This window comes from Bradyrhizobium sp. CCBAU 51753 (assembly GCF_015291565.1).
GTDB classification, from domain to species: Bacteria; Pseudomonadota; Alphaproteobacteria; order Rhizobiales; family Xanthobacteraceae; genus Bradyrhizobium; species Bradyrhizobium ivorense.
Map to the genome: position 1 here is coordinate 5,370,789 of NZ_CP030037.1, position 22,439 is coordinate 5,393,227.

23 protein-coding genes are annotated in these 22,439 nt (G+C 64.9%); 8 read left to right on the top strand and 15 right to left on the bottom strand.

The features are described from left to right. Nucleotides 1-356 precede the first annotated feature (356 nt). A complete protein-coding gene (locus XH93_RS24425; protein WP_371814785.1) occupies nt 357-1,712 on the top strand; it encodes a pilus assembly protein TadG-related protein in 1,356 nt (451 codons plus the stop codon). Between the two features lie 83 nt (nt 1,713-1,795). Here the strand turns inward: XH93_RS24425 and XH93_RS24430 are convergent, their stop codons facing one another. Then, nucleotides 1,796-2,140: a phasin family protein gene (locus XH93_RS24430; RefSeq protein WP_139484179.1), complete on the bottom strand. Its 345-nt coding sequence runs from the start codon at nt 2,138-2,140 to the stop codon at nt 1,796-1,798. A 423-nt stretch (nt 2,141-2,563) separates the two neighbouring features. On the opposite strand from XH93_RS24430, the gene XH93_RS24435 reads away from it, so the two are divergent. Continuing rightward, entirely contained in the window at nt 2,564-4,384 is a 1,821-nt protein-coding gene (locus tag XH93_RS24435; protein WP_194469446.1) for a serine hydrolase, read from the top strand. Nucleotides 4,385-4,637: 253 nt separating this feature from the next. Here the strand turns inward: XH93_RS24435 and XH93_RS24440 are convergent, their stop codons facing one another. Next, nucleotides 4,638-5,345, bottom strand: a complete 708-nt coding sequence (locus tag XH93_RS24440; RefSeq protein ID WP_194469447.1) for a DnaJ domain-containing protein — start codon at nt 5,343-5,345, stop codon at nt 4,638-4,640. A 113-nt stretch (nt 5,346-5,458) separates the two neighbouring features. Here XH93_RS24440 and XH93_RS24445 point away from each other — a divergent pair, with 113 nt between their 5' ends. Continuing rightward, nucleotides 5,459-5,866, top strand: a complete 408-nt coding sequence (locus tag XH93_RS24445) for a DUF302 domain-containing protein (RefSeq protein WP_194469448.1) — start codon at nt 5,459-5,461, stop codon at nt 5,864-5,866. Nucleotides 5,867-5,869: 3 nt separating this feature from the next. On the opposite strand, the gene XH93_RS24450 is transcribed toward XH93_RS24445, so the two are convergent. Together XH93_RS24450 and XH93_RS24455 are read right to left on the bottom strand one after the other, a co-directional pair. After that, complete coding sequence (locus XH93_RS24450) at nt 5,870-6,637, bottom strand: VWA domain-containing protein (RefSeq protein WP_139484175.1); 768 nt, start codon at nt 6,635-6,637, stop codon at nt 5,870-5,872. A gap of 100 nt (nt 6,638-6,737) precedes the next feature. After that, on the bottom strand, nt 6,738-7,673 hold the full coding sequence (locus tag XH93_RS24455) for an alpha/beta fold hydrolase (protein WP_139484174.1): 936 nt from the start codon (nt 7,671-7,673) through the stop codon (nt 6,738-6,740). A gap of 709 nt (nt 7,674-8,382) precedes the next feature. Between XH93_RS24455 and XH93_RS24460 the strand changes: the two genes are divergently transcribed. Next, entirely contained in the window at nt 8,383-8,691 is a 309-nt protein-coding gene (locus XH93_RS24460; protein ID WP_194469449.1) for a GlsB/YeaQ/YmgE family stress response membrane protein, read from the top strand. Nucleotides 8,692-8,878: 187 nt separating this feature from the next. After that, a complete protein-coding gene (locus XH93_RS24465; RefSeq protein ID WP_194469450.1) occupies nt 8,879-9,382 on the top strand; it encodes a hypothetical protein in 504 nt (167 codons plus the stop codon). Between the two features lie 99 nt (nt 9,383-9,481). On the opposite strand, the gene XH93_RS24470 is transcribed toward XH93_RS24465, so the two are convergent. Continuing rightward, nucleotides 9,482-10,405 carry a division plane positioning ATPase MipZ gene (locus XH93_RS24470; RefSeq protein ID WP_194469451.1) on the bottom strand — a complete coding sequence of 308 codons (924 nt, stop codon included), beginning with the start codon at nt 10,403-10,405 and terminating at the stop codon, nt 9,482-9,484. A gap of 3 nt (nt 10,406-10,408) precedes the next feature. Continuing rightward, on the bottom strand, nt 10,409-10,564 hold the full coding sequence (locus tag XH93_RS24475; protein WP_172626965.1) for a hypothetical protein: 156 nt from the start codon (nt 10,562-10,564) through the stop codon (nt 10,409-10,411). A 142-nt stretch (nt 10,565-10,706) separates the two neighbouring features. Here XH93_RS24475 and panC point away from each other — a divergent pair, with 142 nt between their 5' ends. Both panC and XH93_RS24485 read left to right on the top strand, forming a co-directional pair. After that, nucleotides 10,707-11,558, top strand: coding sequence for a pantoate--beta-alanine ligase (gene panC, locus XH93_RS24480; protein WP_139484170.1), 852 nt, complete (start codon nt 10,707-10,709; stop codon nt 11,556-11,558). A gap of 73 nt (nt 11,559-11,631) precedes the next feature. Beyond that, nucleotides 11,632-12,429 (top strand): hypothetical protein, encoded by a 798-nt coding sequence (locus tag XH93_RS24485; protein WP_246799291.1) that lies wholly within the window; start codon nt 11,632-11,634, stop codon nt 12,427-12,429. 7 nt (nt 12,430-12,436) lie between these two features. Here XH93_RS24485 and XH93_RS24490 read toward each other — a convergent pair whose 3' ends face one another. From XH93_RS24490 to XH93_RS24510, 5 genes are all read right to left on the bottom strand, one after another. Further along, on the bottom strand, nt 12,437-12,877 hold the full coding sequence (locus XH93_RS24490) for a DUF1489 family protein (RefSeq protein ID WP_139484168.1): 441 nt from the start codon (nt 12,875-12,877) through the stop codon (nt 12,437-12,439). Nucleotides 12,878-12,991: 114 nt separating this feature from the next. Beyond that, on the bottom strand, nt 12,992-13,948 hold the full coding sequence (locus tag XH93_RS24495; RefSeq protein WP_194469452.1) for a hypothetical protein: 957 nt from the start codon (nt 13,946-13,948) through the stop codon (nt 12,992-12,994). 150 nt (nt 13,949-14,098) lie between these two features. Further along, nucleotides 14,099-14,302 (bottom strand): hypothetical protein, encoded by a 204-nt coding sequence (locus tag XH93_RS24500; RefSeq protein WP_018272021.1) that lies wholly within the window; start codon nt 14,300-14,302, stop codon nt 14,099-14,101. A gap of 221 nt (nt 14,303-14,523) precedes the next feature. Continuing rightward, nucleotides 14,524-14,892 (bottom strand): YidB family protein, encoded by a 369-nt coding sequence (locus XH93_RS24505; RefSeq protein WP_194469453.1) that lies wholly within the window; start codon nt 14,890-14,892, stop codon nt 14,524-14,526. Nucleotides 14,893-15,010: 118 nt separating this feature from the next. Continuing rightward, the gene (locus XH93_RS24510; protein ID WP_194469454.1) at nt 15,011-15,667 is read right to left on the bottom strand and encodes a glutathione S-transferase family protein; all 657 of its coding nucleotides are present in this window, start codon (nt 15,665-15,667) and stop codon (nt 15,011-15,013) included. A 107-nt stretch (nt 15,668-15,774) separates the two neighbouring features. On the opposite strand from XH93_RS24510, the gene XH93_RS24515 reads away from it, so the two are divergent. After that, entirely contained in the window at nt 15,775-16,452 is a 678-nt protein-coding gene (locus tag XH93_RS24515; RefSeq protein ID WP_139484164.1) for a DUF599 domain-containing protein, read from the top strand. A 628-nt stretch (nt 16,453-17,080) separates the two neighbouring features. On the opposite strand, the gene XH93_RS24520 is transcribed toward XH93_RS24515, so the two are convergent. The 4 genes from XH93_RS24520 to XH93_RS24535 form a co-directional block, all read right to left on the bottom strand. Beyond that, nucleotides 17,081-17,971: a hypothetical protein gene (locus XH93_RS24520; RefSeq protein ID WP_194469455.1), complete on the bottom strand. Its 891-nt coding sequence runs from the start codon at nt 17,969-17,971 to the stop codon at nt 17,081-17,083. A 182-nt stretch (nt 17,972-18,153) separates the two neighbouring features. Beyond that, nucleotides 18,154-18,939: an aldo/keto reductase gene (locus XH93_RS24525; RefSeq protein WP_194469456.1), complete on the bottom strand. Its 786-nt coding sequence runs from the start codon at nt 18,937-18,939 to the stop codon at nt 18,154-18,156. Between the two features lie 65 nt (nt 18,940-19,004). Then, nucleotides 19,005-20,336 (bottom strand): cytochrome-c peroxidase, encoded by a 1,332-nt coding sequence (locus XH93_RS24530; protein WP_194469457.1) that lies wholly within the window; start codon nt 20,334-20,336, stop codon nt 19,005-19,007. Between the two features lie 15 nt (nt 20,337-20,351). Beyond that, on the bottom strand, nt 20,352-22,085 hold the full coding sequence (locus tag XH93_RS24535) for a phospholipase C (protein ID WP_194469458.1): 1,734 nt from the start codon (nt 22,083-22,085) through the stop codon (nt 20,352-20,354). Nucleotides 22,086-22,439 lie beyond the last annotated feature (354 nt).

Below are 22,439 nucleotides of genomic sequence, written 5' to 3' on the forward strand. Positions count from 1 at the left end.
CGACGGCGGCCCGTCGCAAGCGGGGAAAGCACCCCTCGCCCCGGCTTCCGGCCCGCCGACTCCGTCGCGGCAATCGGCCTAAGGTTAATCATTTCTGGCCGGTTTGACAAAGGAGTCGGGGCGCCGGGTTTAACCCGCGTTGAGGATAATGCTGACATTTGCACGCTTTCCGACACATGCGGGACCCCGCGGACGGGGTTTCCCCGACCGGATTCATCATCTGTTTAGCCGCTCGCGCCGATATGGCGCACCAGCGAAAATTTGATGAGAGCACACCAATGCTTGGTTCAGCCATTTTCAGTCGGACACGCCGGGCCGCCCGCCGGTTTTCCGCTGCCCGTAACGGAAATGTCGCGGTGATTTTCGCGCTGACCGCCGTGCCGCTGATCAGCTTCATCGGCGTCGCGATCGACTATTCCCGCGCCAACAGCGCCCGCTCCTCGATGCAGGCGGCGCTGGATTCCACCGCGCTGATGGTCGCCAAGGACCTCAGCAGCGGCGTCATCGCGGTCGCGGACATCAACACCAAGGCGCAGGCCTATTTCAACGCGCTCTACACCAACACCGACGCCAAATCGGTCAGCGTCAACGCGGTCTATACCGCAGCCACCGGCCCCAACGCGGCGACGATTAAGGTCAACGGTTCCGGCAACGTCAACACCGATTTCCTGAAGCTCGCGGGCTACCCGAGCGTCAATTTCGGCACCAGTTCGACCTCGACCTGGGGCATCAACAAGATGCGGGTCGCGATGGCGCTCGACAACACCGGATCGATGGCTTCCGACGGCAAGATCGCCGCGCTGCGGACCGCAGCCTCGAACCTGGTCGATCAGCTCAGCGCGCTCAACAAGAACTCCGGCGACGTCTACATCTCGGTCGTCCCCTTCGCCAAGGACGTCAACGTCGGCGCCAGCAACTACAGTCAGAGCTGGATCGACTGGACCGACTGGGAGAACACCAGCCCGGGCAACACCTATGGCACCTGCAGCGATTCCAGCTACACGAAAAAGAGCCGCTGCGAGAGCAACGGCAAGACCTGGACGCCCGACCATTCGAAATGGACCGGTTGCGTCACCGACCGTACCCAGCCCTACGACGCCCAGAGCACGACCCCGGTGGCGACCAACGTCGCGACGCTGTTCCCGGCCGAAGAGTACTATTCGAACAGCGAATACTACTGCAAACCCGGCAACGTTCCCCTGCTGCAGCCGATCAAGGCGCTGAGCAATGACTGGACGTCGATCAAGACCATGATCAATGCGATGCAGCCCACCGGCGGCACCAACCAGCCGATCGGGCTCGCCTGGGCCTGGCAGTCGCTACAGACTGGTGCGCCGCTGAACGCGCCGGCCGAGGACTCCAACTACACCTATACGAGGGCCATTATTCTGCTGTCCGACGGCCTCAACACCCAGGACCGCTGGCCGGCCTATGGCGACGGCCAGACCCAGTTTGCCGGCCAGATCGATGCGCGGCAGAAGCTGTTGTGCGACAACATCAAGGCGGTGATCGACCCCAGGACCGGCAAGTCGGCCTATACGATCTATACCATCCAGGTGAACACCGGCTCGCCGGGCGACCCGACCTCGGAAGTGCTGCAATACTGCGCGAGTTCGTCCGACAAGTTTTTCCTGGTCACGGCGTCCAACCAGGTGGCCTCGGTGTTCACCACCATCGGCACCCAGCTGACCCAGCTACGCGTTTCGAAATAAGCCCCGCGCAAGCGGCGCACGAAAAAAGCCCGGCCGTCAGGCCGGGCTTTTGTTTTGCGATCGGCGCGTGTGGCGTCGATGATTTAGTGCGAGGTCGTCGCCGGCACGATCTTGGCGACCAGGCCCTCATAGGGCTTGAAGGTCTGCTTGGCGCAGTCGCTGTAGAGGCCGGCGATCTTCTGCGATTCCGCAACGAAGGTCTCGTAGGCGGCGCGCAGGTACTCGGTCTGCGCCTCGACCGCCTTGTCCAACGACTTCACGCCCGACAGCTTCTCGACGAACGACTTGGTGTCCTCGTAGGACTTCTTGGCGTAGTCGCCATAGGCGGCGGCAATCGCCTGAACGCCGCTCTGCAGGTTGCTGGTGGACGCCGCAACCGATTCCAGATGCTCTTTGCCGTAGTTCTGAATGTCTTCGATTTTGACCATGTTTAGGGGTTCCTTGTTCCCAGACTCGAAAATGCAACTCCCATTGCCGGGAAGCTCCCGGCCCCCCAAACACAATCAAGATATCGCATCGCACAATGAGGTCAAGAAATATTGTGCGACGCACAATCAGTTGGCCGAATCCTTCGCATTTGCGATAAACCCCGGGGGACTACGCAACGGTTGCTTAATCTTTTGGAAACTCGGCCCGCCTAACCTGATTCCCGGACTTTGTTCGCCTTCCGACGGGCAGCCATGAAAAGCTGTTTGTGAACAATACCTTAGCTAGAACGGCGACCTGCGCTGCCACCGGGGCCAAAGGTTCCGCCCAAGAGGGATTGTTGCGCAGGCAAGGATCGGCGGCCGCCGGGCACAATTTCGCCTCACGGACCGGTGATCTAGATAGAAATTGGGACGGGGAAGTAGATGCTTCGTACAACCTTGGCTTCCTCGCGGGCGCTGCGAGTTGGCGTTCTGGGGCTCGTGACCATCACGACGGCGATCCTGATCACCAGCGACAGCGCCGAGGCGCGCCGCCGGCACCGTCACTATGCCCGGCACCATCACACCCAGGTCGCGCGCGAAACCGAGAACCCGCGGTTCGCCTCGATCATCGTCGACGGCAATTCCGGCTCGGTGCTGACGGCGACGAGCCCCGACGGCCTGCGCCACCCCGCCTCCCTGACCAAGATCATGACGCTCTATCTGCTGTTCGAGCGTCTCGACTCCGGCAAGATGAAGCTCGACACCGAGATGCCGGTGTCCGAGCACGCCTCCGATCAGGACCCGACCAAGCTCGGCTTGCGGCCCGGCCAGACCATCCGCGTCGAGGACGCCATCAAGGGCCTCGTGACGCGCTCGGCCAACGACGCCGCGGTCGTGATCGCCGAGGCGATCGGCGGCAGCGAGGAAGACTTCGCCCGCATGATGACCCGCAAGGCGCGCGCGCTCGGCATGAGCCGGACGGTCTATCGCAACGCTTCCGGCCTGCCGAACGACGAGCAGATCACGACGGCGCGCGACCAGTCGGTGCTCGGCCGCGCGATCCAGGATCGCTTCCCGCGCTACTATCGCTACTTCTCGACCACGGCGTTCAATTTCCGCGGCCGCACCATCACCGGTCACAATCGCCTGCTCGGCAGCGTCGAGGGCGTCGACGGCATCAAGACCGGCTACACCCGCGCCTCCGGCTTCAACCTCGTGACCTCGATGCACCGGGGCAATCGCTTCCTGGTCGGCGTGGTGCTGGGCGGCCGCAGCGGCGGCTCCCGCGACGCCATCATGCGCAACCTGCTCGCCGAGAACGTCGGCAAGGGCGCGACCACCCGCACCGTCGCCGCGATCACCGAGCGCAATCCGGCCGACGCCAAGGTCGAGGTCGCCGATGACGATAGCCCGCGCGCGGCCGAGAGCGTGACCGCGGCCTCCGAGCCTGCAGCGGCCGCCGCCGTGCAGCCGCAGCGCCCGGCCAAGCCGTCGCTGATGGCCGCCGCGGCCGCAGCCCTGCCGCCGCTCCCTGCCAAGCCCGAGCCGCAGGCCAAATTCGAAGCCAAGTTCGAAGCCAAGAACGAAGCCAAGCCCGAGCCGGCGCCGCTGACCTCAGGCGTGATCCAGACCCAGCCGATTGCCGCGATCCCGGGTTCGGCTGAACCGATGAAGCCGGTGAAGGTGAAGACGGTGCAGGTCAAGGCCGGCCAGATCAAGCTCGCCGCCGCCGGCCCGGCACAGTCGGCGCCGCCGGTCACCAGCACGGTTCAGGCGCGCGCCGAAGTCGCTGAAACCTCGACCGCGGTGATGGCGCGGGCCGCCGAGACCTCACGGCCCGAGATGCCGCCGCAGCCGGCGAATTTCGGCACCGGCAACGGCATCCTCGGCGTGCTGCCGGCCTCGCACGTGCAGGCGCCTGCACCGGCCGCGCCGCAGACCATGGCCGCGATCGAACCCGCCCGCAGCCAGCCCGCCCCGCAGAACAACGCGGTCAAGCCTGTCGCGGCCGTCGCGCATACCGGCTGGATCATCCAGGTCGGCGCGCTGGAGTCCGAGAGCGAAGCCAAGCAGCGCATCGACCTCGCCCGCAATTCGGCCCGCGGCATGCTCAGCAAGGCCGATCCGTTCACCGAGGTGGTCGCCAAGGACAATCGCAAGCTCTATCGGGCCCGCTTCGCCGGCCTCGAGCGCGACCAGGCCGAAGCGGTGTGCCGGACTCTGAAGCGCGCCGATATCTCCTGCATCACCGTTCGCAACTGATCGATCACATCGTCTGAAGTTCGCAAGGACACTCACAAGGCCGGCGCCGCAAGCGCCGGCCTTGTTGCTTTTGGCGCACAGTCGAGACGGCTGATCGCATCGGCGGCTCGGGAAAATTCTCGCGAAAACTTCTCGTCAAGAATTTACGGTTAAGTTTTCACCAAAGAAGGAACGGTCGCGCAAAGCGGCACGGGGCATCAATCAGATCGACGGAAGCAGCACTCGGCTTGTGGCGTCAGTTGCGTTGCCGGAGTTAGAGATGCGTGCGAAGCAGAGTATCCTTGGCCTCGTTGACACGGGCAGCGAGATACGTCGAGCCCCCCTGGTCGGGATGCAGTTTCTTCATCAGGGTGCGATGGGCCCGGCTGATGTCGTCGCGCGTCGCTCCCGGCTGCAGGCCAAGGATCTGGTAGGCCTCCTCCTCGGTCATTTTGCCGGTCGCCGCCGTGCGGCCGTGCCCCCCTGCCCGGTGGCCCTGTGCGTCCTGACGCCAGGCGGGAAACCGGCGGTCCAGATAGCTTTCAAGTAGCGCGACGCTCTCGGCGTCGAAGCTCGGCACCATCGCCAGCAGCTCCGACAGGTCGAACTCGTCGAGCATGCGGCCGGCATGCGGCCCCTCGACGATCCGGCCCTTGAGCACGCCGCTGTTATGGTCGAGCGTCATGTCGAGATATTGCGATCGCACCCGCGAGCTTTGCCCCGCGGTCTGCCTGCCGCCGAAACCGGGAAACCCGGTGTTGCCGAACGGCGACCAGCCGAGCAGTCCGGCGCCGAAGATGCCGAGCGGAATCGCGACCGCCAGTTCGCCCCTGACGCCGGTGAACGCCGCCACCGCGAGCGCCAGCACGCCGCCCCCGATCTTGATCGCGCGCGCAAGCACAGCTGGATTGGCCGCGCGAAACATCTGCAGCGCGGAATAGAGCACGACAACGGCGATAATGCCGGCGATCAAAGTAGGCATGCGCGGAATATAGGCGGCCCGCCGACAAAAAGCATGCGAAGCTTCGCCTCACCCGGGACGTTGCGGCGCGGCCGCTTCGGCGATCTCCCCGGGATTGCAGCCGGAGCAGCATGATGGCGGTTGATGGACTGGTCAGTTTTCGCAGCAATTTCGGACCCGAGCAAACCGTGGAACGGCTCAAGGCCGAACTGCAGGCACGCGGGCTGACCCTGTTCGCAGCGATCGATCACGCGGCGGGCGCGGCGGATGTCGGCCTCGCGCTCCGCCCCACCGCCGTGCTGATCTTCGGCCATGCCAAAGGCGGTACGCCGCTGATGCAGGCGGCGCAGACGATTGGCATCGACCTGCCGCTGAAGGCGCTGGTCTGGCAGGACGCCGCCGGCGACACCTGGCTGTCCTACAACGATCCGGCGTGGCTTGCGGAGCGGCACGGCGTTGCGGAGCAGACCAGAACGGTGTCCGCCAATCTCGCGGCGGCGCTGGGCGCGATGGCCAAGGCGGTGACGTCGGCTACGGCGTGACGTTCATTTCATCTGGCCGATCAGCCTCGCCGCGCCGCTCGTGGTCTTGGCAAGCTGCAGCAGCGCATCGCGGCCGCCGGCGGCGTAGGCCGCGGCGGCGCGCAGCAGCTCGCGGAGCTGGGCCGCCGCGCCCGGATCGAACCGGCACCAGGCGCCGCCGGTCAGCCGCGCGATCTCGCGAAACGCCTTCTCCGCCGTGGCATCCTCGCCTTCCTGGAACATGAAGGCGGGCACCTTGAGCAGGCCGAGCTCACCCGCCGTCGCACAGAGCGCGTCGATCCGCTCCTCCATCGCATCGCCGACGAACACCAGCGCGCGCACCCCGGAGGCAACCGCTTCGCGCCGCGTCTCCGCCAGCACCCGGCCGATCTGGGTATCGCCGCCGCGGCAATCGATCTTGCTCATCAGCCGCGCCAGCTGCGCACTGTCGGAGATCCAGCCCGTGGCGCGGCATTCATTGAAGCCGCGGTAGTAGACCAGGCGGATGTCGAGGCTGCCGAGCGCCGCCGTCTCGCGGAACATGTCGGCCTGCAGCGCGCACGCCATGTCCCAGGTCGGTTGCCGGCTCATGGTGGCGTCGAGCGCGAACACCAGGCGGCCGCGCGCGCCGGCACGATGCGGCGACATCGCCCGCGCCTGCGCCACGAACGCGGCAATGTCGTCCGAGGTCGATGTCCGGGCATCGGGCACGGAACCGGACTTGCGCGCGTCAGGCGAAGTCGCCGGACGTGTGTCCTGTCCAGATGGTGGTTTGGTGGGCTCGCCGGCCATCAACGCTCGCCTCTTGCAGCTAGCATGATGTGGGCGGCGACGTCTGCCCCGTCAATGTGAGGCGCCTGCCCGCCCGGATCTCGCGCCGGGCCGCCGGCAATCAATTGGCGACCGACGGATCCTTCTTCTCGGTCTTCGTCAGGGTCAGGGCCTTCCTGAACTTGTCGGCCAGGCTCTGCTTTTCGACCGGCACGTACATCGAGACCGGTCCCGGTTCCAGGATCTTCGGCGGCGCGCTCCGGGTGTCGACCGGCGCGACGGCGCTGTCGTTGTCGGCCAGGAATTTATCGAGCATCGCCTGGATCGAGTTCTTGGCGGCATCCGGACCGGTGTCGCGCATGTCGTTGTGCTGGAAGTTGGTGTTCACGACCGTGATGCCGGCCTTCTCGCACTCATCCGCGTCCGGCACGACGCCAGGGTCGGGCTTGAACTGCGAGTCATGCGAACGGAACGAGAGGATCTTGAACTTGCCGTCGGTGAGGAACGGCACGCGCAGATTGTCGAGCGTCACGACCTTCTTGATCTCGTCGGGATACTGCTTGGCGAAATACATCGCGATGTCGCCGCCGTTGGAATGGCCGACCATGGTCAGCTTGCTGTAGTCCGCGTTCGGGTGCAGCTTCTTCATCTGCTCGATGGCGAATTTGATGTTGGTGATGCCGCGCTGATACTGCGGCAGCCGGCCGACATAGAGCTCGCCGACCTTGGTCACCATCGGCCCGTCCGACGGCAGGTCGTTCTGAATGCTGACCGTGAGGTAGCCGCGCGCCGCAAACGCGTTCGCGAGGAACGAGTATTCGGTGAACTTGACGGTGTTGCCGTGATTGAGGATCGCCACCGGCAGCTTCACCATGCCGGCATTGGCCTGCATCTCCCGGTCGAAGCGCACCGCAACGTCAACCGCGACTGGACGGTCGTCGCGCGTCGGATCCTTGAACATGATGGTTTCATGACGGATGGCCCACTTGCTCGCAGAGAAGTAGGCCGCCGTGACCACCACGGTGAGCGAAAGCAGAACGGCAATTCCACGTTTCATGACGTCCTCGACGCGCCCGCCTTTTCAGGGGCAGATTTTGACCGGAGACTCTTCGGCCTCCTTCTTAGAATATATGTCACAGTGCCGTGACAGGAAGTCTAAAAGTTGTGGCTTGGCAGCCCTAACGTTGTGCGGCGCACCTATAATTTGTGCACATGCACAAGACAACCTACGACGGCTCGTGCTTCTCCTTTATCAGACGCCAGTTCCAAAGGTTCCGTTCGAGCCTTGGATCGAAGTCTAGGGAAACCGGATATCGGCAGCTTTGTTCCGGCTTTTCGACCGCCCTGTGGCCAAAATCACCGCAAAACCACGGATTTTCAAGCGTTTTCCGGGGAAATGGTGTGTTTCCCGGATCGGTAGCTCGTACCTGCGAAGCTCAGCCAGCCCGCGCTTGGAGGTGAAATAACACCCTCCGGCCCGAGTTCGCCGCTGCGGATGGCTACTTTGCATGGGGTTGTTTTTCGGCATTTTGGCGGTGCGCGCCTGCGACGGCTATCGCATGTGGCTCCCACGGTGAGTTCCCAAACTCGGGCCGTTACCGGAAGCCGAGCCAGCAAGTCCCGGAACGCGGGCACGGCTTGTCGCCGTGCGTCCAAACGGAATTGGGCAGCGCTGACGGAAGGCGGGCACCAGGAACTCCGAAGACTTCTTGCGGTTTGTTTTTGCACATCAGTCGGCCGACCCTTTTCGACCGAAGGAGGCCAGGATGTACATTTCAGGTGAAAGTCTCGTCGTGATCCTGCTGGCTGGCCTGATCGCGGGTTGGTTGGCGGGAAAGATCGTTGCGGGCGGAGGCTTTGGCTTGATCGGTGACATTGCCGTCGGCATCGTCGGTGCCTTCATCGGCAGTTGGCTGCTCCTCCGCTTGGGCATTCACATCGGCAGTGGCTTCGTCAACACCATCATTGTCGCCACGATCGGCGCCGTTGTGCTCCTGCTGATCATCCGGCTGCTGAGCGGGGCATTTCCACAACGACGATGGGGTCTGCCCTGGCGGCGACGTTGGCGACTCTGAGGCGCTAACTCAGCAAGTGCACGCGCCGATGTTGCAACGGTTGTTGCGGATTTTCTCAGGCCCAAGGAACTTGAACGCGGAACTCGAACGCCCGATCACATCGGTTTGAGAAGCGGCGAGGAACATCCGCCGGTCTTCCATGCTTCTTGCCCTTGTTCACAAATCACGAAAAAGGGAGCGTTCAATGATGAGACTGAAGACCGTAAGTCTTGCCGTCCTCGGCACCGCAGCCATCGTCGGCTCCGTGCTCGCGAGCCCGGCGATGGCCGAGGGTGCAAAGGCCAAGGGAACAATGGCCAAGGAAACAATGGTCAAGGGTACAATGGCCAAGGGTACAATGGCCAAGGGTGCGAAGCACACTCAGGCCCAAACGCTCGCCAAAGGCCAGCGTCACGCGAGCTACCGCAGCCAACGGATCCGTGGTGCCAACGCGGCACTGCCGAGGGAGCCCATGTATCGCAGGCCTGCGGGGCCCGGCGAGGTGGCGGGCGCTGTCGTGGGCGGTGCCGTCGCCACCGCCGGGGCGATCGCAACTGCCCCGTTCCAGGCGGCCGACAACAGCTATAACAACTACTATGGCTACGGCCATGGCGGCCGCGACTGGCAGACTTATGCCAAACGCAACAACCTTGCCTGCACGCCCGGCACGACTTTCAAGGGTCCGGACGGCGCGCAACATCCCTGCCAGTAGTCTCCTCTGACAGCACGAGGAAAGGCGGCCCGAGTGGCCGCCTTTTTTTGTGGGGCGCGCGCCCGCGGTTACGTCGCTCGCAACAAAGGCTGCACTGCCCTAGCTGCCGAAGATGTCGTGCACATCGAGCGGCTTGTCGACCTGGCTGAACCATTCGGCCCGGTTGGCGGCGCGGCGGCGGCCGCGCTCGTCGAGCGGCAGCTTGAGCTGGCGCAGCAGATTCATCACCTCCTCGCGCGCGGTGACGTGGCCCATGCTCGGGCGGGTGCCGAGCGTCAATTCGTCGATGTCGTCGAGCGCGGTCAGCCCGCGCGGAAAGAACTCGCGATAGACCACGCGCTCGGCAAAGCCGTCGACCGAGCGGAACCCGAGCCGCAGCGACAGCTGCTTCAGTCCATCGGCGACCAGTTGCTTGTTGCGCGAGCCGAGCATCGACAGGCGGTTGCGGACTACGATCCAGTCGGTGCTCGAACCGTCGAGCTGGCGGCGCTTGCGCCTGACGTCGCGCACCATCTCCGCATAGTGGCTCTCGCCGGTCACCGCATAGGTGGCGGGATCGATTGTGCCGAGCACGTCGAAATCGAGAAAGCTGTCGTTGATCGGCGTCACCAGCGTGTCGGCCATCGAATGCGCCAGCCGCATCAGGTAGCTGTCCGAGCCCGGCGTATCGATGACGATGAAATCATAGACCCGCTCCACCGCGCTCACCGCTTCCATGAATTGCTGGAACTCGGCGTGCTCGTTCTCCTCGATCTGCATCGTCTCGCCGTATTTGATGCAGGTGTGGACCGGAAGCTCGAGATCGAGCCCGGTCCGCCGCGCCGATGCCCGGCGGTTGTCGATGTAGCGGGTAAAGCTTTGCTGGCGGCAGTCGAGATCGATGCTGGCGACGCGCTGTCCGGCCTTCATCAGTGCGACAGCGATATGCAGGGCGGTGGTCGACTTGCCTGAACCACCCTTCTCGTTGCCCAGCACCACGACATGTGCGGAGCCGGACCGACCCTGACTGGCCTGCACTAACATGATTCAATCCCCGGCAATATCTTCAAATCGCGCACGGCTACGGTCAAGTGAAATGCATCGCGGCAGCACGAAATCAATCGCCGTCGCGCTTAATGATGAATCGCGCAAGCCAGTGCGTCGATCGGCGGCATCACGCGGCGATCCCTGCAGCTCCGACATCGGGTATTGCTGTCGCGACGAAGGCGGTTTGCCGGCAGCGCTTCAGTCTTGGTAAACTCCGCCGGCGTGCCGAACGCCAAGCGCCTCAAGAAGTCCCTCACCAAGTCTCCCCACCCAGCCTTGCCCCGCGAGTCGAGATCCGATGCCGAGAAACCCCACCGTCGTCCGCACCGTCCCTGCCCTTCGTCGCGCTGTCGACGCCTTGCGCGCCAGGAAGGCGACCATCGCGCTTGTGCCAACCATGGGGGCCCTCCATGACGGCCATGTGTCGCTGGTGCGGCTGGCGAAGCGCCGCGCAAAGCGCGTCATTGTCTCGATCTTCGTGAACCCGACGCAGTTTGCGCCCACCGAGGACTTCGGTTCGTATCCACGCACCTGGAAGGAAGACGTCGCCAAGCTCGCCGCCGAGGACGTCGACCTGATCTGGCACCCCGAGGTGAAGGCGATGTACCCGGACGGCTTTGCGACCCGGATCGTGCCGGAAGGGCCGGCCACCGCCGGGCTGGAGGATCGCTTCCGGCCGCATTTCTTCGGCGGCGTCGCCACCGTGGTCGGCAAGCTGTTCACGCAATGCCGGCCCGATGTTGCGATCTTCGGCGAGAAGGACTTTCAGCAGCTCCGCGTCGTGACCCAGATGGCCGCCGATCTCGACCTCGGCGTCAAGGTAATCGGGTCGAAGACGGTGCGCGAGCGGGATGGGCTCGCGATGTCTTCGCGCAACGTCTACCTCTCGCCCGAGCAGCGGCAGGCGGCGCCCACGCTGCACCGGGTGATGAAGGACACCGCGGCACGGCTGCGCGCCGGGGAAGACCCCGCTGCCGCGATGGCCGCCGGCGCCGCGTCGATCACCGAGGCCGGTTTCGTGCTCGACTACCTCGAGGTCCGCCACGCCGCCACGCTGGCGCCGATCGGCTCACTCAAGGATGGCCCGATGCGGATGCTGGTGGCGGCAAGGCTCGGCTCGACGCGCCTGATCGACAATATCGCGGTGTAGAACTGAAGCCTGCGGTTGCGCTTGCATCGTCCCACCCGCCCGTGATTAATCGTCGCGGGGTGGAGTTGATGCGATGAGCGGGCGTTTCAAGCGAGCAATTGTTCTCGGCAATCTGATCTTGGCGATGGCGGGTCTGGCACACGCGCAGTCGCCGCAACGTCCGCCGGTTGGTGGCGGGCCCGGTTCGCCGGGTGAGGCGGAATCGGCAGACGGCACCAGCGCGGCCCCCGCCCCGATGATCTTTTATGTCGCGCACGGTCCGACGGGCGCGTGCGGCCCAACCTGCGCGGAATGGATTGCCGCCGAAGGCAGCGTGCAATGGGATACCTACAAGCGGCTGATCGCGATCCTCGACCGCCAGGGCCGCCGCAAGCTGCCGCTCGTCATCAACGCCTGGGGTTTCGCCGACGTCAACGTCGCGGCCAGCCTTGGGCGAATTCTGCGCGACCGTGGCATCGACACGACGGCAGGACCGACTGAAGCAGCAGCCTGCAATGGCAAATCCAGGGAAGAATGTCTCGACCTCAAGCGCAAGGGCGAGTCACTCGAAGCCAAGATCGTAACGTCGCGCGCGACGTGCGATCTTGCCTGCATCTTCATCCTCGCCGGCGGCGTTCATCGCAATCTGCCGCCCGAGACCAAGGTTGCCGTGAACGGCAGCCTGCGGATCTACAACCGCTTCGCGCCCAACGTCTCCGAGGAACAGCGCAAGAGCCTGGGGACCATCTTCAGCGAGAAACATCACAAGTATCTGAGCGACATGGGTGTCGATCCCCAGTTGCTCGACCTTGGGGGAAATTCGGGGCAATGGATCCGAATCCCGTCGTCCCAGTGGCTTCGATTCCGGATCATCACCGACATCTCGCTGTGATCGATCGCTAGAGCAATCCGAGGTCGCGCAGCTCGCGGCGCATCGGCTCGGGCATCGAGGCGACGCTGGCGGCGCTCGACTTGGTGAGATCGGCCGGCGCGGAGTCTGCGGTCAGATAGCGCCAGCCCTGGAACGGCCGCATCGGCCGCGGCGAGACCGCGATCACCTTGGGCTGCATGACGATGCGGCAGCGTCCGATGCCGTCCTTGTCGCGGAACGGCTCGATCGCGATGATCTTTTCGCGGGCGGCGATCTCGCCGCGGATCACCCAATAGAGCGAGCCGCCGGCGAGGAGCTCCTCGTCGCGCTTCGGCGTCATGCGGGTGACGTGGACGTGACGGAGCGGCAGGCCCTTTTTCTTCGCGGTCGCCATCCGTTCGGCGACCCAGCCCTTGAGTTCCTTGACCGAGTCGCAACCGACGGCGAGCTTGATGAGATGAAGCGGCATGCGCCGGATTTAGCGACCGGCGCCGGCTTTGAAAAGGGAGCGCAATCCACAACAGTGGATATCGGGACTTGTGCGCGAAAATCGCGCGCCGAGGCGATCAGACCGGCGTCGCGGCTATTCCTCGCTCGCAGCGGCCGGTGCGGCGGCCGCCGGTGCGGCTGGTGCCGGCGCAGCCTGCTGCGGCGTGATCTGGACCGGGCGCTTCGGCGCTGGTGGCCGCTTCGCGGCGGCGACCGGCGCGGGTGCGGCAGGTGCGCGCGCGGCCGGTGGCGGCGCCGCGGCCGGCGGCTTGCTGCCCGGCTCGGGCGACATGATGCTGACCGGCGGCGTCGAGGCCGCGCTCGGAAACTCGGCATTGGTCGGCCTGCCGGTCGGCATTGACGGCGGCAGCGCCGCGACCAGGCCCGCGGCGGCCGCCTGGGCGGGCGGCGCGTTCCATGATGCGGTGTAGCGGGTGATCAGGTTTTCGTAGGTCCGCTCGTTCATGTTGGCGATGACCTGGTGGTTGTCGCCGAGCGAACGGAACGCGGGGCACGCGGTCGGCGTGCAGCGGTCGCGCGTCATCAGCACGTAGGCCATCAGGCCATAGCGGTCGTGCTCGATCGCGCGGCGTAGCGCCTGCACCTCGGTATTCGCATTGCGCTCGGCCGCGGCGAGGTCGCCGAACGAGATCAGGCGCGAGAGCTGGGCGGCGGCATAGCTGACCGCCGCCGCGGCGTTATCGGCCGAGCCGAACAGCACCTTCTCGCAGGCATTGAGGACGGCGTCGCCGGCAAGGTCGTCGACGCAAGCCAGCGCCGCCACCGTCTGACCGGTCGCCGGCCCGCTACGCGCCTCGGTCTGCGCCGCCGGTCCGCCCGGCGCGAAGCCGCGGATCGTGGCTGCGACCGCGACCGCGATCGACAGCAGCGTGATCACGGTCAGCGCGCCGTTGGCGACGGACTTTTCCGCGCGCAACAGCGTGACCAGAACGACAATTCCGAAAAACCCTGCAGCGGCCAGCGTCAGCCACATCGGGAAGGTCGGCGAGCGCCAGATCTGATCCAGCGAGGAAGCCCAAGACCAATTCATGCGCGGTGTCCCTCAACGCAGCGTGAGCACAAACGGTGACGGCGAACGCCGCCACCCCGGCGCTCAACCCTCAGCAGAATGTCTGCGAACAGGGCCTTTTCACGGCGGCGGGGCGGATTAGCCCCAGCCTCAGGCTTGCGCAAAGGTCCGTCAGGACAGCGCGAGCTGACTCTCCTTGGCCACCCGTTCGAAAGCTTCGGTCGAGCTCTTGATGCGATACTGGCAGTCATCGCCGTCGGTCGGCAACAGGCGGATCACCTGGTAGGTCCCGCTCGCGGCGGGGCGCGCCACGTTGCTGGCAGTGAAATAGACAGTCTCGCCAATCGAGTACTTATGCTTCAACGCCCTCTCCATTTTTTTAGAGATCGCTGGCCGAGCGCACAGTCCCGGTGGCTGGAAGCCAGCTTCTTGAGAACCCCGCGGCAAACTAGCACATCGCGACGCCCAAAATCCAGCAAGATCGGGACATGGCGATTGTGCAGTTTTTGCAGGTTTTTCAGGGCGATAGGCAGCAATTTGCGTGCCAGACGGGAATCGGCCCGGTGCGCGTCGCCCGGGCCAGGTTCCATCGCCAATCAGGCGCTGCGCGGCAGTTTGCCGTCCGGGCTGGCGTGATCGACGGCGGCGGGAAGCTGCTGGGCCAGCACCTGGGAGAGCTGGTCGATCGGGATGCCGAACTTGGCCGCCAGCTGCTTGGCGGTGTCGCTGCCGAGCACCTGCTGCAGCTGGTCGGCGGTGATCGGCAGGTTCTGGCCGGTACCGATCCAGGATTTGACCTGCTCGCCGAGGCCAGCCTGCTCGAGCCTGGCGACGATCGCCGACAGCCCGCCCTGCCCGCCATTGCCGAGCACCTCGCCCAACACCGCCGGGATCACCGCCGCGCCAAGCTGGCCAAGCATCCCCTTCAGCTCCGGCGAGTTCTCCAAGGAATCCAGAATGCCCATGCGCAGACCCTTTCGCACTGATTGCAAAGACTGGTTCTGGATTCAGACCCGTTGCCGTCACGGCGTCAAGCCGCGATTGTCGCGGCCACCGTTCACAATCCTGAATGAGCGCGCCGTCTCAGGCGTCCTCGAACTTATCGATCAGCAGCGTCTCGGCGAGCCCGTCGCGGGTCCACTCCTGAAATGCCGGATGCGCCTGCATGGCATCGTAATAGTGCCGTGCATCACCCTCGACCGGGATCGCATAGGTGCGGAAGCGGTGCACCACCGGCGCGTACATCGCGTCGGCGCCGGAGAACGCGCCGAACAGGAACGGCCCCTGCCTGCCGTAACGCGCATGGCAATCGGCCCAGATCTCCTGGATGCGCGCGACATTGGCCTTGGCATCGTCGGACAGCGCCACAGCGCGGATCGGCCGGTGCAGGTTCATGCCGCACTCGCTGCGCAGCGGCACGAAGCCGGAATGCATCTCGGCCGAGATCGATCGGGCATGGGCGCGCGCGGCGCGGTCGGCCGGCCAGAGCTTGGTTTCCGGAAATTTCTCGGCGAGATATTCGATGATCGCCAGCGAATCCCACACCGTGACGTCGCCGTCGATCAGCGCCGGCACCTTGCCCGACGCGCTGACGCTCAGGATGCGGTCCTTGTCGGCCTGGTCGTTGGTGTAGAGCGGAATGAAGATTTCCGAGAACGGGATGTCGTTGGCGCGCAGCGCGAGCCAGGGCCGCATCGACCATGACGAATAGTTCTTGTTGCCGATGACGAGCTTGAGCATGCCGAAAGAATCCTGTTGTGAGTTGCAGCTTGCCATAGTGCACCGCACGCGTCCAATTTGTACATGGCGCGAAACGGCGCGGCAGCACGCGTGAGAGGTTCAGCACCATGACTGGCTATTGGGTCGATATCGCCGCAGTCGGCTTCTTCGCGCTGGAATGGCTGGTCTATGCCATCACGCTGGAGCACACCGCCTACGGACGCGACAGCCTGTCGGCGCGCATGCATGTCTATCGCGAGATCTGGGTGCGCAACCTGCTCAACCGTGACGCACGGATGGTCGACATGCAGATCATGGCGAGCCTGCAGAACGGCACCGCGTTCTTCGCCTCCACCAGCCTGCTCGCGATCGGCGGCGCGCTGACGTTGCTGCGCGCCACCAACGACGCGATCGCGGTGCTCGGCACGCTGCCGATCAGCCTCAACCCCTCGCCGGCGCTGTGGGAGATCAAGTGCCTCGGGCTGGTGCTGATCTTCATCTACACCTTCTTCAAGTTCGCCTGGGCCTACCGTCTGTTCAACTATGTCGCAATCCTGTTCGGCGCGATGCCGCCGGCGACCGAGCGCGACACGGCGGCGGCGGAGGCGCATGTGATCCGCACCAGCCGGCTGTTCGAGAGCGCCGGCCAGCACTTCAACCGCGGCCAGCGCGCGTTCTTCTTCGCGCTCGGCTATCTCGGCTGGTTCATCAGCCCCTGGGTGCTGTTCGTCACGACAGCCGCGGTCGTGATCGTGATCTGGCGGCGGCAGTTTGCCTCGAACGCCTGGCAGGCGATGGGCAGTTGAGGGGCGTCGCCAGCTACATGAAAAAAACAATGACGGCGATTGCGACAGGCGACAGACAGAGCGCCACGAGACTGGCCCGATAGAGCAGTTCTGCCATGATGGGGGGCCTCACGCGGGCTTAGGCCAAGACGCAGGCGCTCACCACTGCGACGAGGACCGCCGCACTAAGGACGGCGACGCCAAGACAGATGCGCGCCGGGACCGAATAGGGCTCGAGGTAGGGCTGGTGGATCATGGATGCTCTCCCTGTCGCATTGGCGGGAGCGCAATTGGTCTCTCGGTCACCGATGATCGCCACGGGCCGCTCGGTGATGCCGGGACTGTGCGCCCGGATTTGACCGAATGCGAGCACTATCTTTTGCTCCGGGCAAGAACGCTCGCAGAAAAGCTCAACTGTCTAATTTGTCTAAGTCTCAGACGGCAGTGGCTCCATCTCCCTTCGATGCGAGCGAGACGACGCCAAACCTCCCTCTCCCCGTTCTTCACGGGGAGAGGGTTGGGGTGAGGGGCTGCCTCGGCATCAGCGGTGACAGACGGATACGCGGAGACTCCCCCTCACCCGGATCGCATCTTCGATGCGATCCGGCCTCTCCCCGCAGGCGGGGAGAGGCGAAGCCGAGCCTTCTGCTTACGAGGCAAAGTCGCGCGGGGCGAAATCGAGGTCGAGCACCTTCCATTCGCCGTAGCGATCCTTCGGCAGCATGGCATAGGGCTGGCAGGCCTGCAGCGCATTGGTGGCGCTCTGCAGCAGCAACGGGCCCTTGGCCGACGCCGAGGCTTCGATCAACTGCGGGGCGGCGGCGAGCTTGCCGTCCGGCTTCATGAACACCCTGAGCTTGACCCTGACGTCGTCGCCGGTCGTGAGCTGCGGCGGCAGCTTCATGCAGCTCTTCAGATGGCGGCGGAATTCGGCGACCACGCTGGAGCCTATATCGGCCTTCTCGGTGGCCGGCGCATCGAAACTATCCTTGCCGCCGTCATTGTTCGACGGCGCCGCGGCGGAAGGTTTCGGCACCGAGAGATCGGGCGGCAGGCCGAGCATGACATGGTATTTGACCGAGAGGTCCGGCTCCGGCGGCTTGTAGGCCGGCGGTGACGGCGGCGGCGGTTGCTGAGGCTGGGCTGCTGGCGGCGTCTGGGGTTGTGGCGGCGCGGGAGGCGGCTCGGCCGCGGCTGACCGCTGCGGCGTCGGGCTGGGCTTTGGTGCCGGAGGCGGCGTCGCCTGCTTCTGCTCGGGCTGCTGGGGTTGCGGCGCAGTCGGCTGCGCGGCCGGCTCCGGCTTGGCGGCCTCGGCCTGCTTGTCGAGCGACGGCAGCTGGAATTCCGGGGTCGGCGACGGGCTCGGCGTCGGATCGGGCTTGATCTCGGCGACCTCCTGCGGCGTCACCACCTCGACCGGCACCGTGTCAGCGGCGACCGGGTCGAACTGATGGACTTCCGAATAGAGGAAAATTAGCGCGAGCAGCAGCAGGTGCACGAGCACCGACGCCATCATGTCCGCGTTTGGCCGAAACTTCATCCCACTCGATCACGTCGTGATGTCTCCCCGCCGGCTACAATAGCGGTCGGGGCCTGCCTGCCTCAATCCCGTTTCGGCCCAAACCCGAAACCGGTCAGGCGGCCATTAGCACGATCCGGAAAGCTGTGGAGCGAAGACGGAGCGGCCGGCGGCGGGTCAGCGCCGGAAATCAACGCTGCGAATCAATGCTCCTTGGCGCCGCCCATCGCGAAAATCTCCTGCATATCCTCGTCGGAGAGCTCGAAATCAAAGATGTTGATATTCTCCTGCAGCCGCTCGAGCTTCGAGGTGCGCGGGATCGCCGAGACATTTTGCTGCACCAGCCAGCGCAGACAGACCTGGGCGGCGGTCTTGCGATAGCGGTCGCCGATCCGCGCCAGCGCGCGGTCGTTCTTGACGCGGCCCTTGGCGATCGGGCTGTAGGCGACGAACACCATCTCCTGGCGGGCGCAGGCCTCGATCACGCTGCTTTGGTCGCGATAGGGATGGTACTCGACCTGGTCGCAGGCGAGCGGCTCGGGACAGGCCGCCACCGCCTCCTCGATCAGCGCCACGCCAAAGTTGGAGACGCCGATATGGCGCGCCAGCCCGGCCTGCTTGACCTTGGCCAGCGCGCCCAGCGTCTCGGCGAGCGGCACCTGCGGATTGGGCCAGTGCAGCAGCAGCAGGTCGACCTCGGTCAGCCGCAGCTTCACCAGGCTCTCCTTGGCCGAGCGCTCGAGATCGTTCGGCCAGAAATGCGTGGTCCAGACCTTGGTCGTGATGAAGACGTCGTCGCGCTTGACGCCGGAGGCGCGCAGCCCCTCGCCCACCTCGCGCTCATTGTCGTACATCTGGGCGGTGTCGAGATGGCGGTAGCCGAGCCGCAGCGCCTGCTCGACGATCCGCGCACAGGTCCGCCCGCGCAATTCCCAGGTGCCGAGCCCGATCGCGGGGATTCTGGCGCCGTTGCCTTCGACGAGGTTCATGCACCCATTATGCGCGCATGAATTGCACCTGCCAACTCACGCGGATGTGGGTTCGCCTGCCCGCCTCAGGGTTCCACCTGGTAGCCGTCGGTCAGCGTCTTCAGGAAGGCGATGATGTCGGCTTCGTCCTGCGCCGTCATCGCGGGGGTGTCGCCGAGGTGGCGCTCGAACGGCGGATCGCTGACGTCGATATTGGCGTGGTACTTTTCCGGCAGGTCGTCGTATTTCCGAACCGTTCCGTCGGCGGCACGCGGAAAAACCTTGTCCGGATTGGTGTCGCGGAAATTGTAGAAATCCAGCACCTGCTCGAGGCTGTGAAACACGCCGTTGTGGAAGAACGCGTGGCGGGTCGCGGTGTTGCGCAAGGTCGGCGTTGCGAACATGCCGCAATACTGCGTCTGCTCGGCGATATCGGTGCGATGCGGGCCGCAGACCCCGAGATCGAAATAATCGCGATCGCGGTTGCGTTCGAGCGCGGCGTTGCGTGGCGCGCCGAGCGCTTCGTATTGATGGTCGGTGAACAGCGGCGGCAGGCCGTCGCGGCTCGGCGCCGAAGTATGGCAGCCGCCGCAATTGGCTTTCTCCGGATCGTTGAACAATTGCAGGCCGCGCAGTTCGGCCTCGCTCAGCCGCGCCTTGCCTTCCAGCCAGTAGTCGTACTTGCTGGTGTAGGGATGGAAGCTCGGCTCCTCGACCTGGTAGCGCGCGACGGCGAACATCGCCTCCGCGACCAGCAGTCCCCGGTTCTGGAAGATGCCGGCACCGAACAGCTCGGCGAAGCGCTGCGCATAGGGCGCCCGCTGCAGCTTCTCCGCCACCACATCGATGCTGCGGCCGTCCATCTCGTTGGGATCGAGCAGCGGGAAGATCGCCTGGTCCTGCAGCGTATCGGCGCGGCCGTCCCAGAACAGCCCGCCCTGCGGCACGATGTTGACCGCCGACGCCGCGGTCGCAGTGGCGACCTTCCTGGCGCGCGCCGCCTGCTGGCCGATCGCGGCCATCTGCGCGAGGCTGACGACATTGTCGTCGTCGTCCTTCTCGGGCCCGATGCTGAAGCTCGGCAGGCGATAGAGATAGGTCAGTCCCGGCACGGCGCGCGCGCCTTGCCGGTTCAGCGCCGGCCCGCCGAGCACGACCGGCCCATCATTGGGCGGGCCGTAGGCGTGGTCCGGGCTGTGACAGGACGCGCATGAGCGCGCGCCCGACGAGGACAGCGAAGCGTCGAAGAAGATCCTTTGGCCAAGTTGCGCCATCGCGGACAGCGGGGCGACCGGCGCCCGCCTGAGCTGCACCGGGTTCGGGTTGGTCCCCGGCAGCGTTTGCGTCTCGACGGCTGCGACGGCGCCGGCCATGCAGAGCAGGCCGGCGCCAAGGAGCCACGACGTGCGGCCGTTCATCGGACGGGCAACGCTTTAGTGATGGTGGTGATCGTCAGGCGGGCTGACGATGACCGTGCCGGCGGTCGGATCGAGGAACAGCGTGTCCTGCCGGTACTCGTGATCCTGGCCGTGGCCGCGATCGAAGTCGAACAGGTCGTTGATCGATCCGACGTCGTCGTCGAACGAGCCGCCGCCAATGCGCTTGCCGTGCAGCCAGTTGTCCTCGATGAAGCGCACCACCGACGCCTGCGAGATGCGCGTGTGGCTGACGAAATTCCGCTTGGCGAAGGGCGAGATCACGATGAACGGCACGCGGGTGCCGGGACCGCAGCGGCCGTTGACCGGCCGGCCGTTGAGACCGTTCGGCTGCTTCTGCTTGTTGACGCCGCGGCCGCACTGGCCGGGACCGTTGACCTGATCGGCGGTCGGATCATACGAGGCGCTGATTGGCGCAAGGTACTGGTGGTCGTACCAACCGTCGGAGTCGTCATAGGTGATGATAACAGCGGTCTCGCCCCACTCCTTCTGCTTCTGCAGGAAGTTGATCAGCTCGACATTGCCGGCCTGCTCGTCGAGCGGATCGGAGTTGCCGGGATGACCGTCCTGATAGGCCGGCATCTTGATGTAGGAGACGGCCGGGAAATTGCCGGCCTTCACCGCGGCGTAGAAATCCTCGAGATCGTAGCCGTGATTGGCCGGATCGACCGTCTTGCCGTCAGCCGCGTAGGTGTGGCCGACCGCCTGCACCGAGCTCGGCCGCGCATGGGTCGGGTTGGCGGTCGACGTGTAGTACTGGAACCAGGCGTGGTGCGGGATGTAGTCCGTGACGGTGCTGGCCACGTTGCTGGAGAAGGTGCTGCGCGCGCAGCCGGTGGTGCCGTTGGCGTTCTTGAGCGTGAGATCGAAACCGCCCATGAAGCTGCCCCAGCTGATGCGCTCGTCGTTGAGCAGGTCACCGATGTTCTTGCCGGTCATCAGCACCGTGCTCGTCTTGCTCGAGCACTGGTCGAAGCCGGGATCGGTGTCGCCGATCAGGGTCAGGCCGCCCTGACCGTCGGCGATCGAGGACGAGCTGCCGACGATGTTCTGCGCGCCATTGGTCTGGCCGGAGATCACCGCGAGCGCGCCTTGCGTCGACGGACCAAAGGTGTCGGTCCAGTGATTGTCGCTCATCGCGAAGTTCTGGGCGTAGTTCCAGAACGCGGTGACGGTGTTGCCGTCGAAATAGCCCATCACCTGCCCGTTGGTGCCGAAGGCGCCGACGCCGCCGGCGGTGCCGCGACCAGTGAATTTCGGAAACAGATCTTCCTTGCCGTTGTCGACCGCCTGCTGTTCGGGCGTATAGGCATGGTTCTGCGATTTGGTGTTGGCCTGGGTGCGGTCGAGGCGGAACGGATTGGTCGCGCCGGTGCCGTTGGCCGGATTGAGGTTCGGGTTATTGGTCAACAGGTCGGCGTTGGCGAGGTTGTTGACCTTCGGCGTATGCGGCTTGGCAACGAAGGCGATCGAGCCCGACGGGTTCGCCGCATTGGGGTAAGTCGCGAAATAATGATCGAACGAGCGGTTCTCATTGAAGATGACCACGAGATGCTTGATCGGCGTCGCCGTGTGCAGCTCGTGCGGATGATGACCGTTGCCCTGACCGTTGCCTTGGCTCCGGTTACCCTGATTGCCTTGATCATCCTGGGCGGCAAACACCCATGTGCTGCACGCGACCGCGCCAGCAACCAGACAGATTCCGACCGTTGAGAGAAACTTGGTTTTCACCGTAGCGCCCCTGTTCTTTACAGATTTGTGACTTTGACCTGCGACACATTAGCACCCGGATCATTAGCCGCAGCGAATGACAGGTCCGTGTCAGTCTTGTGCAATCGACAAAAGTTGCGCGAAGACGATTAGGTGCGCCGAGCTTCTAGCATCGGTTGCACGATGCGCGACGATAGCGACTGTCTGTGATGCAATGCGCCGTTGCACGACGCATGAGTGGCACCGAACATTCAATGTCGTCCCGGCCTTCGCCGGGACGACACTGAGTTGCGCCGCTACGTAACCCCGTCATCCTGAGGTGCGAGCTTAGCAGCGCAATTGCGCTGCTAAGCGAGCCTCGAAGGATGAATCGGC